The sequence below is a fragment of the Alicyclobacillus herbarius DSM 13609 genome (genome assembly GCF_000430585.1).
Classification (GTDB): domain Bacteria; phylum Bacillota; class Bacilli; order Alicyclobacillales; family Alicyclobacillaceae; genus Alicyclobacillus_G; species Alicyclobacillus_G herbarius.
The window spans coordinates 41,391-57,863 of record NZ_AUMH01000018.1 but is presented as its reverse complement, the minus strand read 5'-3'; the positions used below and the strand labels follow the sequence as shown (position 1 = coordinate 57,863).

At 57.5% G+C, this 16,473-nt stretch carries 15 protein-coding genes; 13 read left to right on the top strand and 2 right to left on the bottom strand.

The annotated features are described in order from the left end of the window. Positions 1 to 44 precede the first annotated feature (44 nt). On the top strand, positions 45 to 902 hold the full coding sequence (locus H522_RS0112730; protein WP_026962619.1) for a MurR/RpiR family transcriptional regulator: 858 nt from the start codon (positions 45 to 47) through the stop codon (positions 900 to 902). 95 nt (positions 903 to 997) lie between these two features. Here H522_RS0112730 and H522_RS0112725 read toward each other — a convergent pair whose 3' ends face one another. After that, positions 998 to 2,698 (bottom strand): DUF4855 domain-containing protein, encoded by a 1,701-nt coding sequence (locus tag H522_RS0112725; RefSeq protein WP_026962618.1) that lies wholly within the window; start codon positions 2,696 to 2,698, stop codon positions 998 to 1,000. Then, the gene (locus H522_RS0112720; RefSeq protein ID WP_026962617.1) at positions 2,695 to 3,555 is read right to left on the bottom strand and encodes a metallophosphoesterase family protein; all 861 of its coding nucleotides are present in this window, start codon (positions 3,553 to 3,555) and stop codon (positions 2,695 to 2,697) included. The genes H522_RS0112725 and H522_RS0112720 overlap by 4 nt, the downstream gene beginning before the upstream one ends. A 153-nt stretch (positions 3,556 to 3,708) precedes the next feature. Here H522_RS0112720 and H522_RS0112715 point away from each other — a divergent pair, with 153 nt between their 5' ends. From H522_RS0112715 to H522_RS0112660, 12 genes are all read left to right on the top strand, one after another. Then, the gene (locus H522_RS0112715; protein ID WP_026962616.1) at positions 3,709 to 4,437 is read left to right on the top strand and encodes an N-acetylmannosamine-6-phosphate 2-epimerase; all 729 of its coding nucleotides are present in this window, start codon (positions 3,709 to 3,711) and stop codon (positions 4,435 to 4,437) included. Continuing rightward, complete coding sequence (locus H522_RS0112710; RefSeq protein ID WP_026962615.1) at positions 4,430 to 5,443, top strand: ROK family protein; 1,014 nt, start codon at positions 4,430 to 4,432, stop codon at positions 5,441 to 5,443. The genes H522_RS0112715 and H522_RS0112710 overlap by 8 nt, the downstream gene beginning before the upstream one ends. Beyond that, positions 5,440 to 6,498: a Gfo/Idh/MocA family protein gene (locus tag H522_RS0112705; protein ID WP_026962614.1), complete on the top strand. Its 1,059-nt coding sequence runs from the start codon at positions 5,440 to 5,442 to the stop codon at positions 6,496 to 6,498. The genes H522_RS0112710 and H522_RS0112705 overlap by 4 nt, the downstream gene beginning before the upstream one ends. Before the next feature lie 57 nt (positions 6,499 to 6,555). After that, a complete protein-coding gene (locus H522_RS0112700; RefSeq protein ID WP_026962613.1) occupies positions 6,556 to 7,410 on the top strand; it encodes a sugar phosphate isomerase/epimerase family protein in 855 nt (284 codons plus the stop codon). Position 7,411: 1 nt separating this feature from the next. Next, positions 7,412 to 9,196, top strand: coding sequence for a peptide ABC transporter substrate-binding protein (locus H522_RS0112695; RefSeq protein WP_026962612.1), 1,785 nt, complete (start codon positions 7,412 to 7,414; stop codon positions 9,194 to 9,196). 61 nt (positions 9,197 to 9,257) lie between these two features. Further along, on the top strand, positions 9,258 to 10,223 hold the full coding sequence (locus H522_RS0112690; protein ID WP_026962611.1) for an ABC transporter permease: 966 nt from the start codon (positions 9,258 to 9,260) through the stop codon (positions 10,221 to 10,223). A 54-nt stretch (positions 10,224 to 10,277) separates the two neighbouring features. After that, entirely contained in the window at positions 10,278 to 11,168 is an 891-nt protein-coding gene (locus tag H522_RS0112685; protein WP_035453818.1) for an ABC transporter permease, read from the top strand. A gap of 65 nt (positions 11,169 to 11,233) precedes the next feature. Further along, positions 11,234 to 12,277, top strand: coding sequence for an ABC transporter ATP-binding protein (locus tag H522_RS19285; protein WP_211230681.1), 1,044 nt, complete (start codon positions 11,234 to 11,236; stop codon positions 12,275 to 12,277). Continuing rightward, entirely contained in the window at positions 12,228 to 13,226 is a 999-nt protein-coding gene (locus tag H522_RS19280; RefSeq protein ID WP_162143508.1) for an oligopeptide/dipeptide ABC transporter ATP-binding protein, read from the top strand. Before H522_RS19285 ends, H522_RS19280 begins: the two co-directional genes overlap by 50 nt. Positions 13,227 to 13,239: 13 nt before the next feature. After that, the gene (locus tag H522_RS0112670; RefSeq protein WP_026962609.1) at positions 13,240 to 14,265 is read left to right on the top strand and encodes a Gfo/Idh/MocA family protein; all 1,026 of its coding nucleotides are present in this window, start codon (positions 13,240 to 13,242) and stop codon (positions 14,263 to 14,265) included. 27 nt (positions 14,266 to 14,292) lie between these two features. Further along, positions 14,293 to 15,276, top strand: a complete 984-nt coding sequence (locus H522_RS0112665; protein ID WP_026962608.1) for a Gfo/Idh/MocA family protein — start codon at positions 14,293 to 14,295, stop codon at positions 15,274 to 15,276. A gap of 152 nt (positions 15,277 to 15,428) precedes the next feature. Then, positions 15,429 to 16,397, top strand: a complete 969-nt coding sequence (locus H522_RS0112660) for a sugar phosphate isomerase/epimerase family protein (RefSeq protein WP_026962607.1) — start codon at positions 15,429 to 15,431, stop codon at positions 16,395 to 16,397. Positions 16,398 to 16,473 lie beyond the last annotated feature (76 nt).

Here is a 16,473-nt window from a genome sequence, read left to right as displayed (position 1 = left end):
TGTGATAGAATGATGGAGATAAAATTCACGTTGGAGATGGATCTATGAGTAAAACGGGTTCAGGTCGTTCCTTAACGATGATTGCCAGTGTTTATCCATCCCTTTCCAAGGCGGAGCAAAAAGTGGCCGATGCTGTGATGGAGGACGCGGAGACCACCGTCTATTCCTCAATTACAGATTTGGCGGAAAAGGCCGGGGTGGGTGAGACAACAATCATCCGTTTTTGCCGCAAACTCGGCTTTCGAGGATTTCAGGAGTTTAAACTGGCGGTCGCCCAGGACCTGGTCTCTCCCACCCAGCACGTGCATGGGCGCATTGAGGACACGGACGACGTGCGAACGATGGCGGAGAAGATTACGGCACACAATACACAGACCCTTCAGGATACGCACAGTCTGCTGCAGGAAGTGGAATTAGAAAAAGCAACGGACGCCTTGATTCGCTGCCGCCGCGTGACGTTTTTTGGGGTCGGATCGTCCGGGATAACCGCCGCCGATGCCAAATACCGTTTTATGCGCTTGGGGTTTCACGCAGATTGCGCGTCGGACGCGCACGTCATCGCCATGAATGCGTCATTAACCACCCCAGACGACGTTGTGGTGGGCATTACCACATCGGGCAGCACGAAAGACCTGGTGGATGCGGTAAAAATCGCCAAACAGAACGGGGCTTATGTCATCTGCATTACCCATCACGCCCGATCACCGGTCACTCAGTACGCGGATGCGATTCTACTCGGGGCCGCCAAAGAGACTCCGCTCCAAGGCGGTGCGTTTTCATCGAAGCTGGCGCAGATTCACGTGCTCGACATCCTGTCGACGGTGGTGGCGATGCGCAACCGCGAGCTTGCCTTTCGCGCTTTGAATACCACCGCAAAGGCCGTTTTGGACAAGCTCTACTAATCACAAGTTGCCCGTCTCACATCTCAGATGTGCTCGTCACAGTTCCGCCCGCCTCGTGGTCGACATGAACCAAGGGCGGGCTGTCAAGGCTTGGTTTAACCGTGGTTTTCTGCGCTAGTCTGAGGTCGGTAAGTACCCGCAATGAACGCATGCGTCTCGTCATAGACCTGGCGGATGGCCGGGACTGAACTGGTTTCGCAGTCCAGGATTGTGGTTGTGTTTTGGTACCAGGCTAAGAAACTGTTTTGGTAATGGTATTGGTACGCGGCGCTCAAGTAGTCTTGGTAGTTTTGCCGAGCCCAGTCGCCGAGGTTATCAGTGCGCGTGATGTACCAGTGCATCTCCATCTCAATCCCGAGCCCGTAGTGTTTTGCCAGCTGGGCAGTGGACTGCAGGCGTTGCACGGTCGCACCCGTGGTGAAGGCGTAGTTGGGCTGCATCAACGCGGTGTTAAACTGCATCCAGCGCCAGTCTCGAAACCCGGTGGCTTCGTTGTACGGAATCCAGTCAAACGTATAAGGACCTAGTGCATGGACATAGCGTCCAGTGTCGTGGATGAGTTGTTCGTCATTCGGGGTCAATTGCAGATATACGCTCTCATTTTGCCAATAAAATCCGGCTAGCTGTAAGTGTTTGTATCCGGCTGTAGAGAACTTCTGCTTGACATAGGAGATGTACCAACGCACAGCCGCCTCGCGGTTGACCAGCGACTGGGCTTGGCCGACATCATTCGGGTTGAAATCCAAGCCGCTTCCCCAGTTGCTGATAAGTCCCGGGAAGGGGATGCCGATAACCACTTTCGCCTTCCAGTTTTTCTGATGCAGGGCGGCATTGGTTTTTGCGACAGCCGCGTCCAGTCCGCCCAGTTGCAAGTTGGACTGAAAGAGTTGGTCCGCAAAGAACTTCCAATCCGCCTGGGTCGCGGTGCCGGTCCCATAACTTCCTCCACTCGGCCCCTTGTCGAAGGGGGTAAACAGGAAACTGTCGAACATACGGCCTTGAATGCGCTGTTGTTTGTCCAGGTAGGCAACATAGGGCAGCATTTCATCGGCATGCCAGACCCCCAGTTCAGGGTCACTCGGATAGTACCCACTGGGGATGAGCACCTCGGCCCGCCGTCCGAAAACCTGTTTGGACCCCGCTTTTGGATAGCCAAGGTCGTGCGTTGGTCTGGACGGAGTAGGGTGCGGTCGCTTGGCCCCGGGTTGAATCCCCGGTAGGCCAAACGCTTCCACTTCACTTAAAAAGACGAATACATCGTCATAGAATGTGTAGCGCACGTAACGGGCCAGGACGTTCAGGTGAGCAACCGTAAATGGGGCGGTATAGATGCCTTTTTGGCTGATGGGAATCGATGGCGTAGCAGTGCCTACGCGAGCCCAGTGCTTTCCGTCCAGGGAGACGGAAAACTCCACCTGGCGGGGAAAGTAGATGCCTGACGCCATGTCTTGCAAAAACCATGCGTCCAAAGAGTGAAGGGTCTGGGTTTGACCCAGGTCGATAGTGACGTTGTGCCGGTCCTGACGCAGGTAACCGACCCATGGACCATGTGCACTCCAAGCGTTCGGCCCAATGATTCCGTCGGTTAATTTCGATCCGTCATCGGGAAAGTTGGCGGTCTCCGAGGCGTGGTAGACGTCGTCGACGACTGAGGTGGACACCTGATACGGGCGATGCAACGCCAAGTCGACGTCCTGCTGGGTGTCTGCATGGACGGTGGCGGGAGCTCCGAGCAGGGCGAGCGTGCCGACGGCTGCAACGCAGCCGCCTAGTTTGGACCAGCGGTTTCGATTCATGTCCGTTCACCTCCGACGTGTGCGGATTGGCAGGTGAGATTGGGTAAGGAGAGGGTGTACTCATACGTACGGATCCACGCTTTTCGGGTGCAGTCGCGCAGACGCAAGACCACACGGTCGCGGTAGACTTCGACAAAGCGATACTGTGGGTGTTCACCGTGTGGGCAACCGCCACCGACATACCAGACACCGTCTTGCTGCACGAACTGGTCCGCGCGGTCCATTCGGCAGTGGGTGTGGCCGGTAAACACCAGGGTTTGCGGATGGGTACGGAGGATGGCCTGCAGCGCGTCCGATTGAATGAGGGTATCGTGCGACTCTGCAACCGTCTGATTCAGTGGTTGATGCAAAAAGATGAAAACCGGTCCACTCGGTGGGTCAGCCAGGCGCTCTTGCAGCCAGGCCAATTGCGCTTCCGACAGCCATCCGGCGTCTTTGAGGTCGGGGGTATAAGCTTCACAGGACAGAAACAGGAAGACGCAGCCGCTTTGCTCCACACTGTAATAGATGTTGGGCATTCCCGAGTAGCGCAAGAATCGCTGCTGCGCGGCCTTCAGACTGTACGACTGGGGGGCATAATCCTCCGGTTCATAGTAGCCGTAGTATTCGTGGTTTCCCATCGTACAGTAGACGGGACAGGAGAACGTGTTACGGATGGCAGCAAACGCCAAGTCATAGTCTCTCTGTTTGCCATTAGTTAAATCTCCGTTGAGCACGACAAAATCGGGCTGTTGCTGGTGCGCGTCTTCCAGACAGCCGTTAACCTGAGGCACCCATTCTACGGGAGACAACGTCTCTTTCCATGCCATGAAGTGCAGGTCCGAAAAGACGGCGAACGAGACTTCAGGGCCATCCATACACATCACCTCACTTGGCACGATGGTATCTCTATTTGTAATGAAAAATCAATCCGTCAAATAAAGATTTTTAGGAGGAAATTTCTCTTTGAAAGAGAATAGCTAAGTATGAAGTCAGTCGAGATGAGGGAAACCGCGACTGGGTGGGAAGAGATGACAGAAGAATCGATACTGCAAAAAATCCGCGGAGGACTGATTGTTTCGTGTCAGGCGCTGGAGAATGAACCCCTGTATGGGGCGGATATCATGGCGCGCATGGCTGTGGCGGCCGAACGTGGCGGGGCCGTGGGGATACGCGCTAATGGCGGATCGGACATCCGTGAGATCAAGCGTACCACGCACCTGCCCGTGATTGGCCTATGCAAACGCTGGATTCCAGGCAGTGAGGTTTACATCACACCCACGCTGGAGGATGTCGAGGAGGTGTTGCAGGCCGGCGCCGACATGGTTGCGGTCGATGCCACCCAGCGGGTGCGGCCCGGAGGCGGATTGGGTACCGACTTTGTCGCGACAGTCAAGCAGAGGTTTCCGAGGGCTTTGGTTGTGGCGGATGTGGCCACTTACCAAGAGGGGGTGCTGGCCGCAGAGGCCGGTGCCGATATCGTCGCGACCACGCTGTCTGGGTACACCTCGGATTCCGCCTGGCAGGATGGGCCGGACTTTTCGTTGGTTGCTTCCTTGAGCCAGTCCTTGCCCGTGCCGGTTATTGCGGAGGGGCATATCCGTACCCCCCGGCAAGCGGCCGAATGCCTGCGTCTGGGGGCTTGGGCGGTGGTGGTGGGCTCTGCCATCACGCGGCCCCAGGAGATTACCCAGTCGTTCGTCACTTCCCTGCGCCAGTACCTGCAAGCCCAAGCGGCAGAGGGTGAGCAACGTGCGTGAGTGTGCACTGGGGGTAGATATTGGCGCCACGAAAATTGCAGCCGGACTGGTCGATGCCACGGGACAGGTGCTGGCACACCACACGACATCGACGCCCGCAGGAGACCCGGAAGCGGTATTTCGGTCCGTCGTCGAACTGATTCGGCAACTGAGCGAATCCGTCTCATCACCCGACGTGCGCATCCGTGGCCTAGGCGTGGGGACGGCTGGCCAGGTAGATGTCCACACGGGGGCTGTCCGTTCCGCAACTCCAAATCTGCGCGGATGGGGCGGAGTCCCGTTGGCACAGCGGCTACGCGCAGAGCTGGCGATGCCGGTGCGGATTGACAATGACGGAAACGTGGCACTGCTCGCCGAAGTCTGGGCCGGTGCTGCCAAGGGCCACATGAACGCCGTGGGACTGACGCTTGGCACCGGGATTGGCGGTGGGGTGCTCACGCATGGCCACCTTCTGCACGGTACCTGGGGAGGCGCCGGGGAGCTGGGGCACGTTTGCGTTAATTTCCATGGCCCGCGATGTACGTGCGGATCGACCGGATGTATGGAGGTCTACGCCTCCGGACGTGGTCTGGTGGATCGTCTGCGGGAGCGACTCACCACCCGGCCCATGGATGCATCCGCAGTGGTGCAAGCGTACGTCCGCCACCATGGTCCAGAAGGGATAACGACGGCTTTGATCTTGGAGTGGGCTCAAGCGGGCGATCCGTTAGCCCGCGAGACCTGGGAGGAGGCGCTGACGGCACTGGCGCTCGGCGTTATCAACCTGATTCATGTGTTTAATCCGACCGTCGTGGTGGTCGGCGGTGGGGTTGCGGCGGCCAACCCGTACCTCGTTTCCCAGCTGGCAGAACGGGTATCGCGCTTGGGCATGGCGTCCTTGGTCGAGTCGGTGCGCATTGAAGCGGCCCGATTCGGGGCTTTGTCGGGGGTCATTGGGGCTGCGGCCCTAATTTTGCAACCCGAAACAGGTTTCTCCGAGCAACACGGAAAGGGGAGGTTGTGGTGAGTAAGCTGCGAGTGGGCGTGATTGGGGCAGGCACGATTGCCAAGGTGGCGCACCTGCCGCACTACAAAAGCCATCCGGATGTGGAGCTGGCTGCGGTGGCCGATGTGGACGGCGCGCGGGCACAAGCGTTGGCCGAGGAATTTGGTGCCAAGGCGGTCTATACGGACGTCAAGGCGATGTTTGCCAAGGAACGGCTGGACGCTGTCAGTATTTGTACACCCAATCGAACTCACGCCAATCTGGCACAAACCGCGCTTACGCACGGAGTCGACGTCTTGGTGGAAAAGCCGCTTTGCACAGATGTGAACGAGGCCAAGCGAGTGGTGGAGGCAGCGCGTACCGGGAATCGCATCTGCATGGTCGGGATGACACACCGGTTTCGCAGCGACGTGCAGGCCATCAAGCGGTTTATCGACGCGGGCGACTTGGGGCGGTTGTACTACGTCCGGGCGCATATCCTCCGCCAGCGCGGTACACCGGCCGGGTGGTTCACTGACCAGTCGAAATCTGGCGGTGGGTGTCTGATGGACATCGGCGTACATGCCCTGGATTTAGCCTGGTGGCTAGTCGGAATGCCCGAGCTGGTCAGCGCGTCCGGCCAGTTGGTGCAGGGAATCGGACGCTACCAGACGCTGATGGCCTCATGTTGGCAGTCTGCGGACACGGCCAATCGGGATAATGAAGTGTTTGACGTCGAGGATTTTGCTACAGCTTACCTGCGCTTTTCCGGAGGATTGGTGCTGCAATTGGAGGTCAGCTGGGCGGTCAATGGTCCACAGGACGATGCCTTGAAGGTAGACGTGTTTGGGGATAAGGGCGGTATTTCGCTCGATCCGCCCGTGTTTTACGCGGAGCAGAATCAGGTCTTGACATCGTCCATGTTGTCTGTGGAAGCGAACGATTTCTATCGAGACGAACTCTATCACTTTATCGATTGCGTGCAACACCGCAGGCAGCCATTGTGTACGGCGGACCAGGGGCAAAAGGTGGTCGGCATGCTGTTGGCCATTGCCGAGTCGAGCCGTGCTGGGCGAGAAGTTCGCGTGTCTGAGTAAAAGAGGTTGTTTGGAAAGACACATTTAAAATACGCGAAGTGAAACGGGGGCGGCAATGTGAAACTGTGTGTGAGCATGTGGAGTATGCATCGCAAGTTTTATGACCACGGTTGGAGCGTCCTGGATTTCCTGCGTTTTTGTGCGAATCACGGCATCGATTGTGTCGAGCTCTTGGACGTATTCTGGCGGGACATTAAGCAGGAATTGCCGGCTGTGAAACAGTTCCTGGCGGAGCACTCCATCCAGGTTGGGGCGTATGCGGTGACTAACGATTTTGTGCATGAAGACGCGAAACACCGTGAGCAGGCGCTGGGGGCGGTGCTCGCTGGTTTGCCGGTGGCACAGGAATTGGACACGCGGGTCATCCGCGTGTTCGCTGGGGATGCAAAACCCGACATCGACTTTACTGCAGGCTTTCAGTACATCGTAGACGGCCTGCGGGCGGCTGCGGAAGCGGCAAAGGAGCGCGGACTGACACTGGCGCTCGAAAACCACGGCCGGTTGGTTGGGCGCGGAGAACAGGTCGAGCAGATTCTCGACGCGGTCGGCAGTCGGTCGTTGGGAGCCGCGTTTGACACCGGGAACTTTATCCTCGTGGGTCAGTCCTCCCTGGCCGCGTTAGACACCTTGTTGCCACGGGTGGTCCATGTGCACGCCAAAGACTTTCGCCCTGTGGTCGGGGATGAAGGATATCCGGCCATCGATGGCACCCGTTACCAGTCGGTGGTTTGCGGAGAGGGGTTGATCCCTTTGTCCGATATCGTCAGCCGGCTTCAGCAGTCCGGATATGCGGGTTCTGTGTCGATCGAGTATGAGGGAGGCAGAGATGAAGAAGCGGGGGTCATCGCCAGTTTAAACGCACTGCGGCGCTGGATACAGACCAGCAGCGTGCAAGAATCAAGGGGGGTCTAACATGAAGAAAGGTTGTCGGCTGAGCGTTCAAGCACTTGCTGTTCTCACGGCGGCCGGATTGGTCGTCGGGTGCGGCGGGAGTGGTACGGTACAGAACCAGACTCACACACCGACGCAGTCATCACAAAAGCCGGTGTTGGACACGTTCTCCTTGTACTGGAATGATGGCAGCAGCGGCTTTGATCCGGGACTCTGGACATTTCAAATGTTCCTGGACTCAGCCGGCATCTTTGAGGGCCTCGTGCATGGCGGACCCAACGGAGGCTACGAATTGGGTGTGGCAGACAAGATTGACCACAACAGCGATTACACGGTTTGGACCTTTCATCTCCGGAAAGATGCGAAATTTTCTAATGGCGATCCCGTGACTGCGGACGACTTTGTCTATTCGATTCGGCGCGCCGTCAGTCTCAAGACGTCGCAGGAGACGAAACATGGTCCGGTGCCAATAACCGACGTCCCGATTGCCAACATCGTCCAGTGCCGTACGGGACAGAAGCCGATGAGCGCATTGGGTGTCAAGGCACTGGACGCACACACCCTGCAGATGACATTAAGTCATACGGATGAACACCTCCTTCGGGACATGACGCTGAATACGTCCGCCTGGATAGTTCCTGTAGACAAAAGGGTTGTCGAGAACATGAAGCCCGACGATTGGTCGGATCCCAGCAAGGTGGTGGGCAACGGCCCGTACAAGCTCGCCTCGTTTAAAAACAAGACCTCGGCCACCCTTGTCCCCAACCCGTATTATTGGGGCAAGGTGAGTCTGAAAAAGATCACCGTGCAGTTTTCGCCCAACATCAATCAGTTGTTGGCGTTTAAAAACGGGACTTTGGACTGTGCATTGTTAAGTCCCCAAGACGTGGCGGCTGTCAACGCTGACCCAACGTTGAAGAACCAACTGCACTACTGGAACACTCAGGCGCAATACACATTGGAAGTGATGCCTTCCAAGAACAAGGCCCTGCAGAACGAGGACGTGCGTAAGGCGTTTGAAATGGCGATTGACAAAGAGGCGATTTGTAAAAGTGTGCTCAACGGAACCGCCATTCCCGCGTACGATCCGTTCCTCATGCAGTGGCAAGAGCCGTGGGTGAAGGACACGGGCATTTCGTACAACCCGGAAAAGGCCAAACAGCTGCTGGCCAAGGCGGGATACCCAGGTGGCAAAGGCTTCCCGACCGTCGTCCTGTTGGTCGGATCGACCACGGATCATGTGGCGGAAGCGATTCAACAGATGTGGCAGCAAACGCTCGGTGTCAAGGTGGTCTTCAAGGGCGAGGAGTGGGGCCAATACTTGACCGACATGAAAAAACAGCTTCCCGCCAATGAGGTGGGCTGGGTCAATAACTCGCAGCAAGGTTCCTATCCAGAGCTCAAGCTGCCGCAGGATTTGGGGGACTGGTTATTCAGCAACAACGGACTGCACAGCCAATTCCTGCCCCCGAACATCTATCAACAGTGGTACCAGATTGACAGTAACACGAGTCTCGATCCGACCAAGAAAGAGTCTGAAGAGGTCGCCCTATACGAAAAGTATCTGCCGAAGGACTATATCGACTACGTGAAAACGGGCGTCAAGGCGTATCAGACCCAGGACGAGAATCTATTGAAAAAGTTTTATATCACCCGGGAACAGAGGGCCTATGACATTCCGGTGTACACGCCGAAAAATCCGGTGCTTCTACGGTCTAGCTTCACCGGTTACACGCCCAACAACTTTATTCTGACCAATCCACCCTATTGGTTTAACGACATCCATGCGGTAGGCGGAGCCAAGTAAGGTTCAGTTTGCGGTCCAGAGAGGGGACGACCCTCTCTGGACGATGCGAGGTGGATAACGTGTGTTGAAGTTCTTGGCACGGCGGGTTTTATACATTGTGATTGCCTTTGTGGTGGTCAGTCTGGTCACGTTCTTTTTGATGAAAGCGGCGCCTGGGAGTTTCCTTCAGCTGAATCAGTACGTGGGCAACATCGCGGCGGCCGCCACGAGTATGGGTCTGGACAACGTAGTTGCCCAGGAATTAGCGAAAGAGTACCACCTCAACGACCCGTGGTATGTGCAGTATTGGTTTTACGTCTGGCATTTCATCACGTTTCACATGGGGTATTCGTTCGAATTTCCGAACACGGATACGGTCACGCTGATTCGCCAAACCTTCCCCCTGTCTCTTGGGCTGGCGGTGGTATCGATTGCGGTGGCGGTGGTTTTCTCCATTACTTTTGGGACAATGGCGGCCATTCGCGAGAATTCTTGGGCCGACAGCACGACGATGTTTGTGGCCATAATTGGCACGGCGGTGCCGTCCTACGTGGTTGCAGTGTTTTTAATGTTAGTCTTTGGGGTGTGGTTTCATCTCCTGCCCGTCCTTGGCTACCAAGGCCCGCAGTACTTTGTCCTCCCCGTGCTCTCGTTGGCGATACCGATGATGGGATCGATGTCCCGCTACATGCGCAACAGCCTGATTGAGAGCCTTCATTCCGAATACATCGTCACTGTGTTTGCCAAAGGGGGCGGCCTCTGGCAAGCCGCCTTCGGACATGCCATGCGAAATTCGTTGCTGCCGTTTGTCACCGTGGTCGGACCGCACCTGGCCGCGTTGATGATGGGCACCGTCTTCATCGAGCAGCTGTTCGGTTTGCCAGGGCTCGCTCATATCTTTACGGATGCGGCTTCGACACGAGACTATCCGCTCATTATGGATTCCACTTTGTTGTACTCGCTGGTCATTATGGTCATGAACCTAATTGTGGATTTGGTCTATGGGGTTCTGGACCCACGTATACGTCGCTCGGGCTATGCCCAATGACGGAGCGGGTTCCAACCTTCTTCGTGAATGCGTTTCTCAGGAGGTGAGGACCGTATGGCCTTAGAGATGGAACGGTCGGACGGCTGGCCGTACGCCATCCGCCGGAGATCCGTCCTGCACATGCGCTGGCACCGTTTTTGTCGCAACAAATTGGCGTTGGTCGGCTTGGTGGTGGTCGTGCTGCTGGTGCTGCTGGCGGTTCTGGCGCCTTTCATTTCTCCGTACACGTATTTCAAATCGGATTTTGCGGCTACGTATCAATCGCCTAGTGTCCGACATTGGCTGGGCACCGACTCGTTGGGCAGGGATGTTTTAAGCCGCGTGCTGTGGGGGCTGCGCAGCGCCTGTATTGTTGGCTTTGGCGCGGAGGTTGTCGAGTTGACGCTGGGGCTGTTATTGGGGGCAGCGGCCGGATACCTTGGTGGCACAGTGGACAACGTGCTCATGCGCGTGGTTGACATCGTTTACGCGTTTCCAAGTTTCTTGTTCAGTATCATTCTCGTCGTCTTGCTCGGGCACAACATCTGGGCTGTGCTGATTGCAGTATCGGCCACCAGTTGGGTTGGCATGGCACGTGTGGTGCGAAGTCAGGTATTGGCCATTCGACAGTCCGGATACATCGAGAGTGCGCGCAGTCTTGGCGCGGGTTGGTGGAGGGCAATCCGCCGCTATGTCATTCCAAACGCGCTTGGCCCCATTCTAGTGGCTGTCACGTTTGGAATTCCGGCCAACATGATGACCGAGGCCGGACTGTCTGTGGTCGGACTCGGCATCGAGCCACCCACGCCAGACCTGGGCCAAATGATCATTGAGGGGCAGTCGTCACTGTTCTCGTACCCGTATTTACTGTTGGCGCCGGCCTTGGTGTTTGCGGTGGCTTTGCTTGCGTTTACGTTTGTCGGGGATGGACTGCGTGATGCGTTTGACACCAAGCAGCGGCGGTAGTTGGAAACAGAGGAACGGCGGTGGTCGAAAGGCGAGCAGCAACGGTATCGAAAGGAGAGGCGGGTGTGTCCACATTCGGTGTGTCTCCATTACTTCAGATACAGGACTTGCATGTGCGGTTTGGCTCCGACCAAGGGGTAGTGCATGCGGTCAACGGCCTCAACCTAGAGGTGTCCCCCGGCAAGGCTATCGCGATTGTAGGGGAGAGTGGAAGCGGAAAGAGCACGGCCATGACGGCCCTAATGCGGCTTTTGCCACGCACTGCCCACGTATCCGGCCGGATTTGGTTTGACGGTGCGGACCTGCTCTCCTTGCCGCCGCGGCAGGTTCGGCGTCTGCGTGGGCATCAGGTGTCGATGGTGTTTCAGAACCCGATGTCCTACCTGAACCCAACGAAAACCATTGGCCAGCAAGTTATGGAACCGCTTCTCTACCATCACTTGGCAACCCCGAGACAAGCCAGGCAGCGGGCTCTGGAACTCCTGGAGCGAGTGGGTATCGCGGATGCACAAGCGCGCTTCACAAGCTACCCGTTTGAGTTTAGCGGCGGCATGCTACAGCGGGTGATGATTGCCATGGCACTGATTGCCGGTCCGAAATTACTGATTGCGGATGAGCCGACCACAGCCCTTGATGTGACCGTGCAGGCAGAGATCTTGATGTTGTTGAAGGAACTGCAGGCGGAGCAGGGCATGGCGCTGATTCTTGTCACGCACGACCTTGCGGTAGCAGCGCAAATGGCGGATGAAGTGTACGTGATGTACGGGGGGATGATGGTTGAACACCTGCCGTCTTGGCAGTTGATTTCTGCCTGCGCTCATCCGTATTTGCACGGTCTCTTGCGGTCGATTCCGCGCATCGACGGGCCGCGAGAACGTCTGCCGTATATTGCAGGGAATCCGGTGAATACCGTGGGGGCCTTGCCGGTCGGGTGTCTGTTTGCCAGCCGCTGTTCCCAGTGCCGCCCGAAGTGTGCGGATCGTCCGCCGCTGGTCAAACTGGCCGACAGGCACGAGGTGTTGTGTTGGTTCCCCCAGACAGGGATGGGAGGTGATGCGGATGGCCAGTACGGCACCCCATCCGTTGGTGCGCTTGGAACACGTGAGTAAGACGTTTGCTACGCACCGTGGCACTGTGACAGCGTGTGACGATGTTTCGCTCACGGTGGACAAAGGACGAAGTCTAGGGGTTGTGGGCGAGAGTGGAAGTGGAAAGTCGACCTTGGTCCGCATTCTGCTGATGCTGCTCCCACCGACCTCGGGGAGGGTGTGGCTGAACGGGGTGGACGTGACGAACCTATCGGAGCGTCGATTGAAGCCGTATCGACGGCACGTCCAATTTGTCGCCCAGGACCCGTTGGCTGCGTTGATGCCCAACCTCACGGTGGCCGAGAACATTGCCGAGCCCTTGGCGATTCATGGCGTCGGAGACAAGGTGTCACGCCGAGAGACGACCCTTGCGTTGATGGAAAAAGTGGGTTTGCCGCACGCGCTATGTAACTCGTTGCCAAGTGAACTGAGCGGGGGCCAGCAGCAGCGTGTGGCCATCGCCAGGGCATTGGCGTTGATGCCGGAGCTGATTGTTCTTGACGAGGCGGTCTCGAGCCTCGATGTCTCCATTCAGGCACAAATCCTGAACTTGTTACAGGCCTTGAAGGAGAGCATGCAGCTCACCTACGTGTTCATTTCGCACAACTTAGCGGTGATTCGTTTGATGTGTGAGCGGACGGCCGTCATGTACAAAGGCAAAATCATTGAATACGGCGAATCGGAGGCGCTCTTCGCCCGACCGTTGCACCCGTATACGCAGGCGTTGCTGGATGCCATCCCGGCCTTTACGAAAGAGGGGGTGACACCACTGCGCGTCGGTGGGAAACGAGGCGTGGAAAGTGGCCGTTTGACCGTGAGCGGGTGTCTTTATCATCCGCGCTGTCCGTTCGCATCGGAACTGTGTCGACAAGAGCGGCCGTCCCTCCGTCTAATTGGGGACCGGCAAGTGGCGTGTCATCATGCCGAGCGGGTGCACGATTTACGCCTTGCCGCTGGGGAGCATGGATAAGGAGGATTACACGATGAACCCAATCAAAGTCGCAGTGGTTGGCGCCGGTACCATGGGTTCGGTGCACGCCGAAGTGTACAAGAACATGCCGGATGTCCAGCTGGTGGGGATTGTCGACATCCATCAGGATGCGGCACAGTCTTTGGCGTTCAGGAAACGTACGGTCCATTACACGAGCCTCGACGCGTTGATACGGGAGAAACGGCCCGACGTGGTGGACGTCTGTGTACCGACGTACCTGCACCGGCAGGTGGTGGAGACTGCGGCGCGGGCGGGGTGTCACGTCATCTGCGAAAAGCCGATTGCCCGCACCCTGGCCGATGCGAGGGCGATGATTGAGACCTGTCGGGCGGCTGGCGTGCAGTTGTATATTGCGCATGTGGTGCGGTTTTTTCCCGAGTATCGGCGGGCTTATGAACTGCTTCAGAGCGGTGCCATCGGTCGCGTCGGCACTGTCCGGGCGATGCGCGGCGGCGCCTTCCCCAAGGCTTGGCAGGACTGGTACGCGAATGTGGCTCGCTGTGGGACGGTCATCGTAGATTCTATGATTCACGATTTTGATTTTCTTCGCTGGTGTTTTGGTGAAGTCGAGCGTGTGTATGCCAAGAGTCTGCTGGGCCGGGATTTGCTGCAGTTGGATCATGCGTTTGTCAGCCTGCGCTTTCAAAACGGGGTGATTGCGCACGTAGAGGGAACCTGGGCGTACCCAAACGGGTTTCGGACCGAGTTAGAGATTGCCGGTTCGGAAGGCATGATTGATTTTCGTAGTGACCAGGCGGCCGCCCTGCACAGCCAGTTCCAGGAATCTGACTTTGTACGCGCGGGTGTCGAAGTGCCAGCAAGCCCGCTGGTGAAAAATCCGTATCAGTTGGAACTGGAGCACTTTCTCGCTTGCATTCGCGATGGAGAGCAGCCGCTGGTGACCGCCGAGGACGGATTGAAGGCGCTGGAAATCAGTCTTGCCGCGTTGACCAGTGTGGAGACCGGAGAACCGGTGGTGTTGCACCCTGCCGACGCTTTCGGAACGGATCAATTATAAGGAGGGGCTGTCATGACTCAACGTCCGATTCGCATCGGGATGCTCAGTTTTGCCCATATGCATGCCTACACCTATGCCGATGTCCTCAAGCGCATGCCGAACGTTTCCATCCAGGCTTTGGCGGATGCGAATCACGAGCGGGGCCGTGAGGCGCAGGCCCGGTACGGCGGGGAACTCTACACCGACTATCAGAAACTGTTGCAGCGGGAAGACATCGATGCGGTCGTCGTCTGTTCGGAAAACGCCTTGCACGCTGAGATGGTCGTGGCGGCAGCTGAGGCCGGGAAGCATGTGCTCTGCGAGAAGCCGATTGCCATCACGCTGGAAGACGCCCATCGAATGATTGACGCCTGCCGGCGGCATGAGGTCACGCTGCAAATCGCGTTCCCCGTTCGTTTCAATACGCCCATACGTCAACTCAAGGATACGGTCGATGCCGGTCGTCTGGGTCGCATTGTGGCCATCCGCGGTACGAACCACGGGCAGAATCCGGGTGGCTGGTTTGTCAATCCGGAGCTGTCCGGGGGTGGCGCGGTGATGGACCACACCGTGCACGTCATCGACATCATGCGATGGCTGCTGCAGAGTGAAGTGCGTGAAGTATACGCCGAGGTCGGCACTCGTTTTTCCGATTTGGCCACCGACGACTGTGGCATCCTGCTCTTGGAGTTTGACAATGGGGTCATCGCCTCGCACGATCCCAGTTGGTCACGCCCGAAAACGTACCCGACCTGGGGCGACGTGACGCTTGAGGTCATCGGGACGCGGGGCGTCACCACGGTCGACGCGTTTGCGCAGCACCTGCAAGTCTATCGCAATGGACACGGAGGCTACCAGCACGCCTTCTTCGGGGACTCCATGGACGCGGCGCTTATCGCCGACTTCGTGGACTGCGTCGCCAATGGATGTGCGCCCTCGATTTCCGGCGAGGACGGTCTGCGAGCGCTCGAGGTGGCCCTGGCCGCGTATGAGTCGGCGCAAACAGGCCGCCCGGTGCGCCTGCGCGAATGACGCACGGTTACCGGGTGTCTAGAACGGGGGGCCGGGGTTCACCTGGAGTCATTTCTATCGTTTCCCTTGTCCCGACACGCCGGATTCTTTTAAAATTGAACGGAGAAGTACGTATTTGCTCACGCCATCTTGGATTCTGAGGAGAGGTTGCGATGAAACTCGGAGTATTTGCAGTTCTATTTGGCCAGAAACCGCTTGAGGAAGCGCTTGACATCATCGCGGACGCCGGTTTGCAGACCGTGGAAATCGGCACCGGCGGGTTTCCGGGCAACGCCCATTGCAATCCGGCCGAACTTCTTGCCGACGAAATGAAGCTGCGGGCGTTTCAGGAGGCGATTGAGCGGCGCGGCCTCGAGATCAGTGCCCTCAGCTGCCACGGGAACCCACTTCACCCGACGGCTGAGGTCGCCCGCCAGGCGCACGAGGATTTTGTCAACACGGTCTTGTTGGCCGAGCGGCTTGGGGTGAAAAACGTCGTTACGTTCTCCGGCTGCCCCGGTGAATCGGAGAACTCCAAGTATCCGGTCTGGGTGACCTGCCCGTGGCCGACCGATAACCTCACCGTCCTTAACTGGCAGTGGCAGGAGAAGGTGATTCCGTACTGGCGTGAGCAGGCCAAGTTTGTCACGGAGCACGGTGTACGGGTGGCCATTGAGCCCCACCCCAGCTTTGTTGTCTACAATTCGGAAACCTTGTTACGGCTGCGCGAGGCGTGCGGGGAATCCATTGGCGTCAACTTCGACCCCAGCCACTTGTTCTGGCAAGGGATGGATCCGGTTCTGTGCATCAAGGAATTGGGTGCCGCGGGGGCACTTTTCCACGTGCATGCGAAAGACACGGCGTTTGACCGGGAAAACACGGCGACCAACGGAGTGCTTGACACGAAACCGTACACAGACGAGCTGCACCGCTCCTGGATTTTCCGCACGGTCGGCTATGGCCATGGGGAGGAAACCTGGCGGCGCATCCTCAGTGCCTTGCAGTTGGTCGGCTACGACGGCGCGGTGAGCATTGAGCACGAGGACAGCCTGATGTCGATTGAAGAAGGTTTTCAGAAGGCCGTCTCATTCCTGCAGCAGCAGCTCATTCGGGAGCGCCTAGACAAGGTTTGGTGGGCTTAGAACACCACGAGAATTCCAGACAACCATGAAGAGGCGGGATCTGCGGTCAGCTTCGCGGCGTATCTTCCGCTGTCGC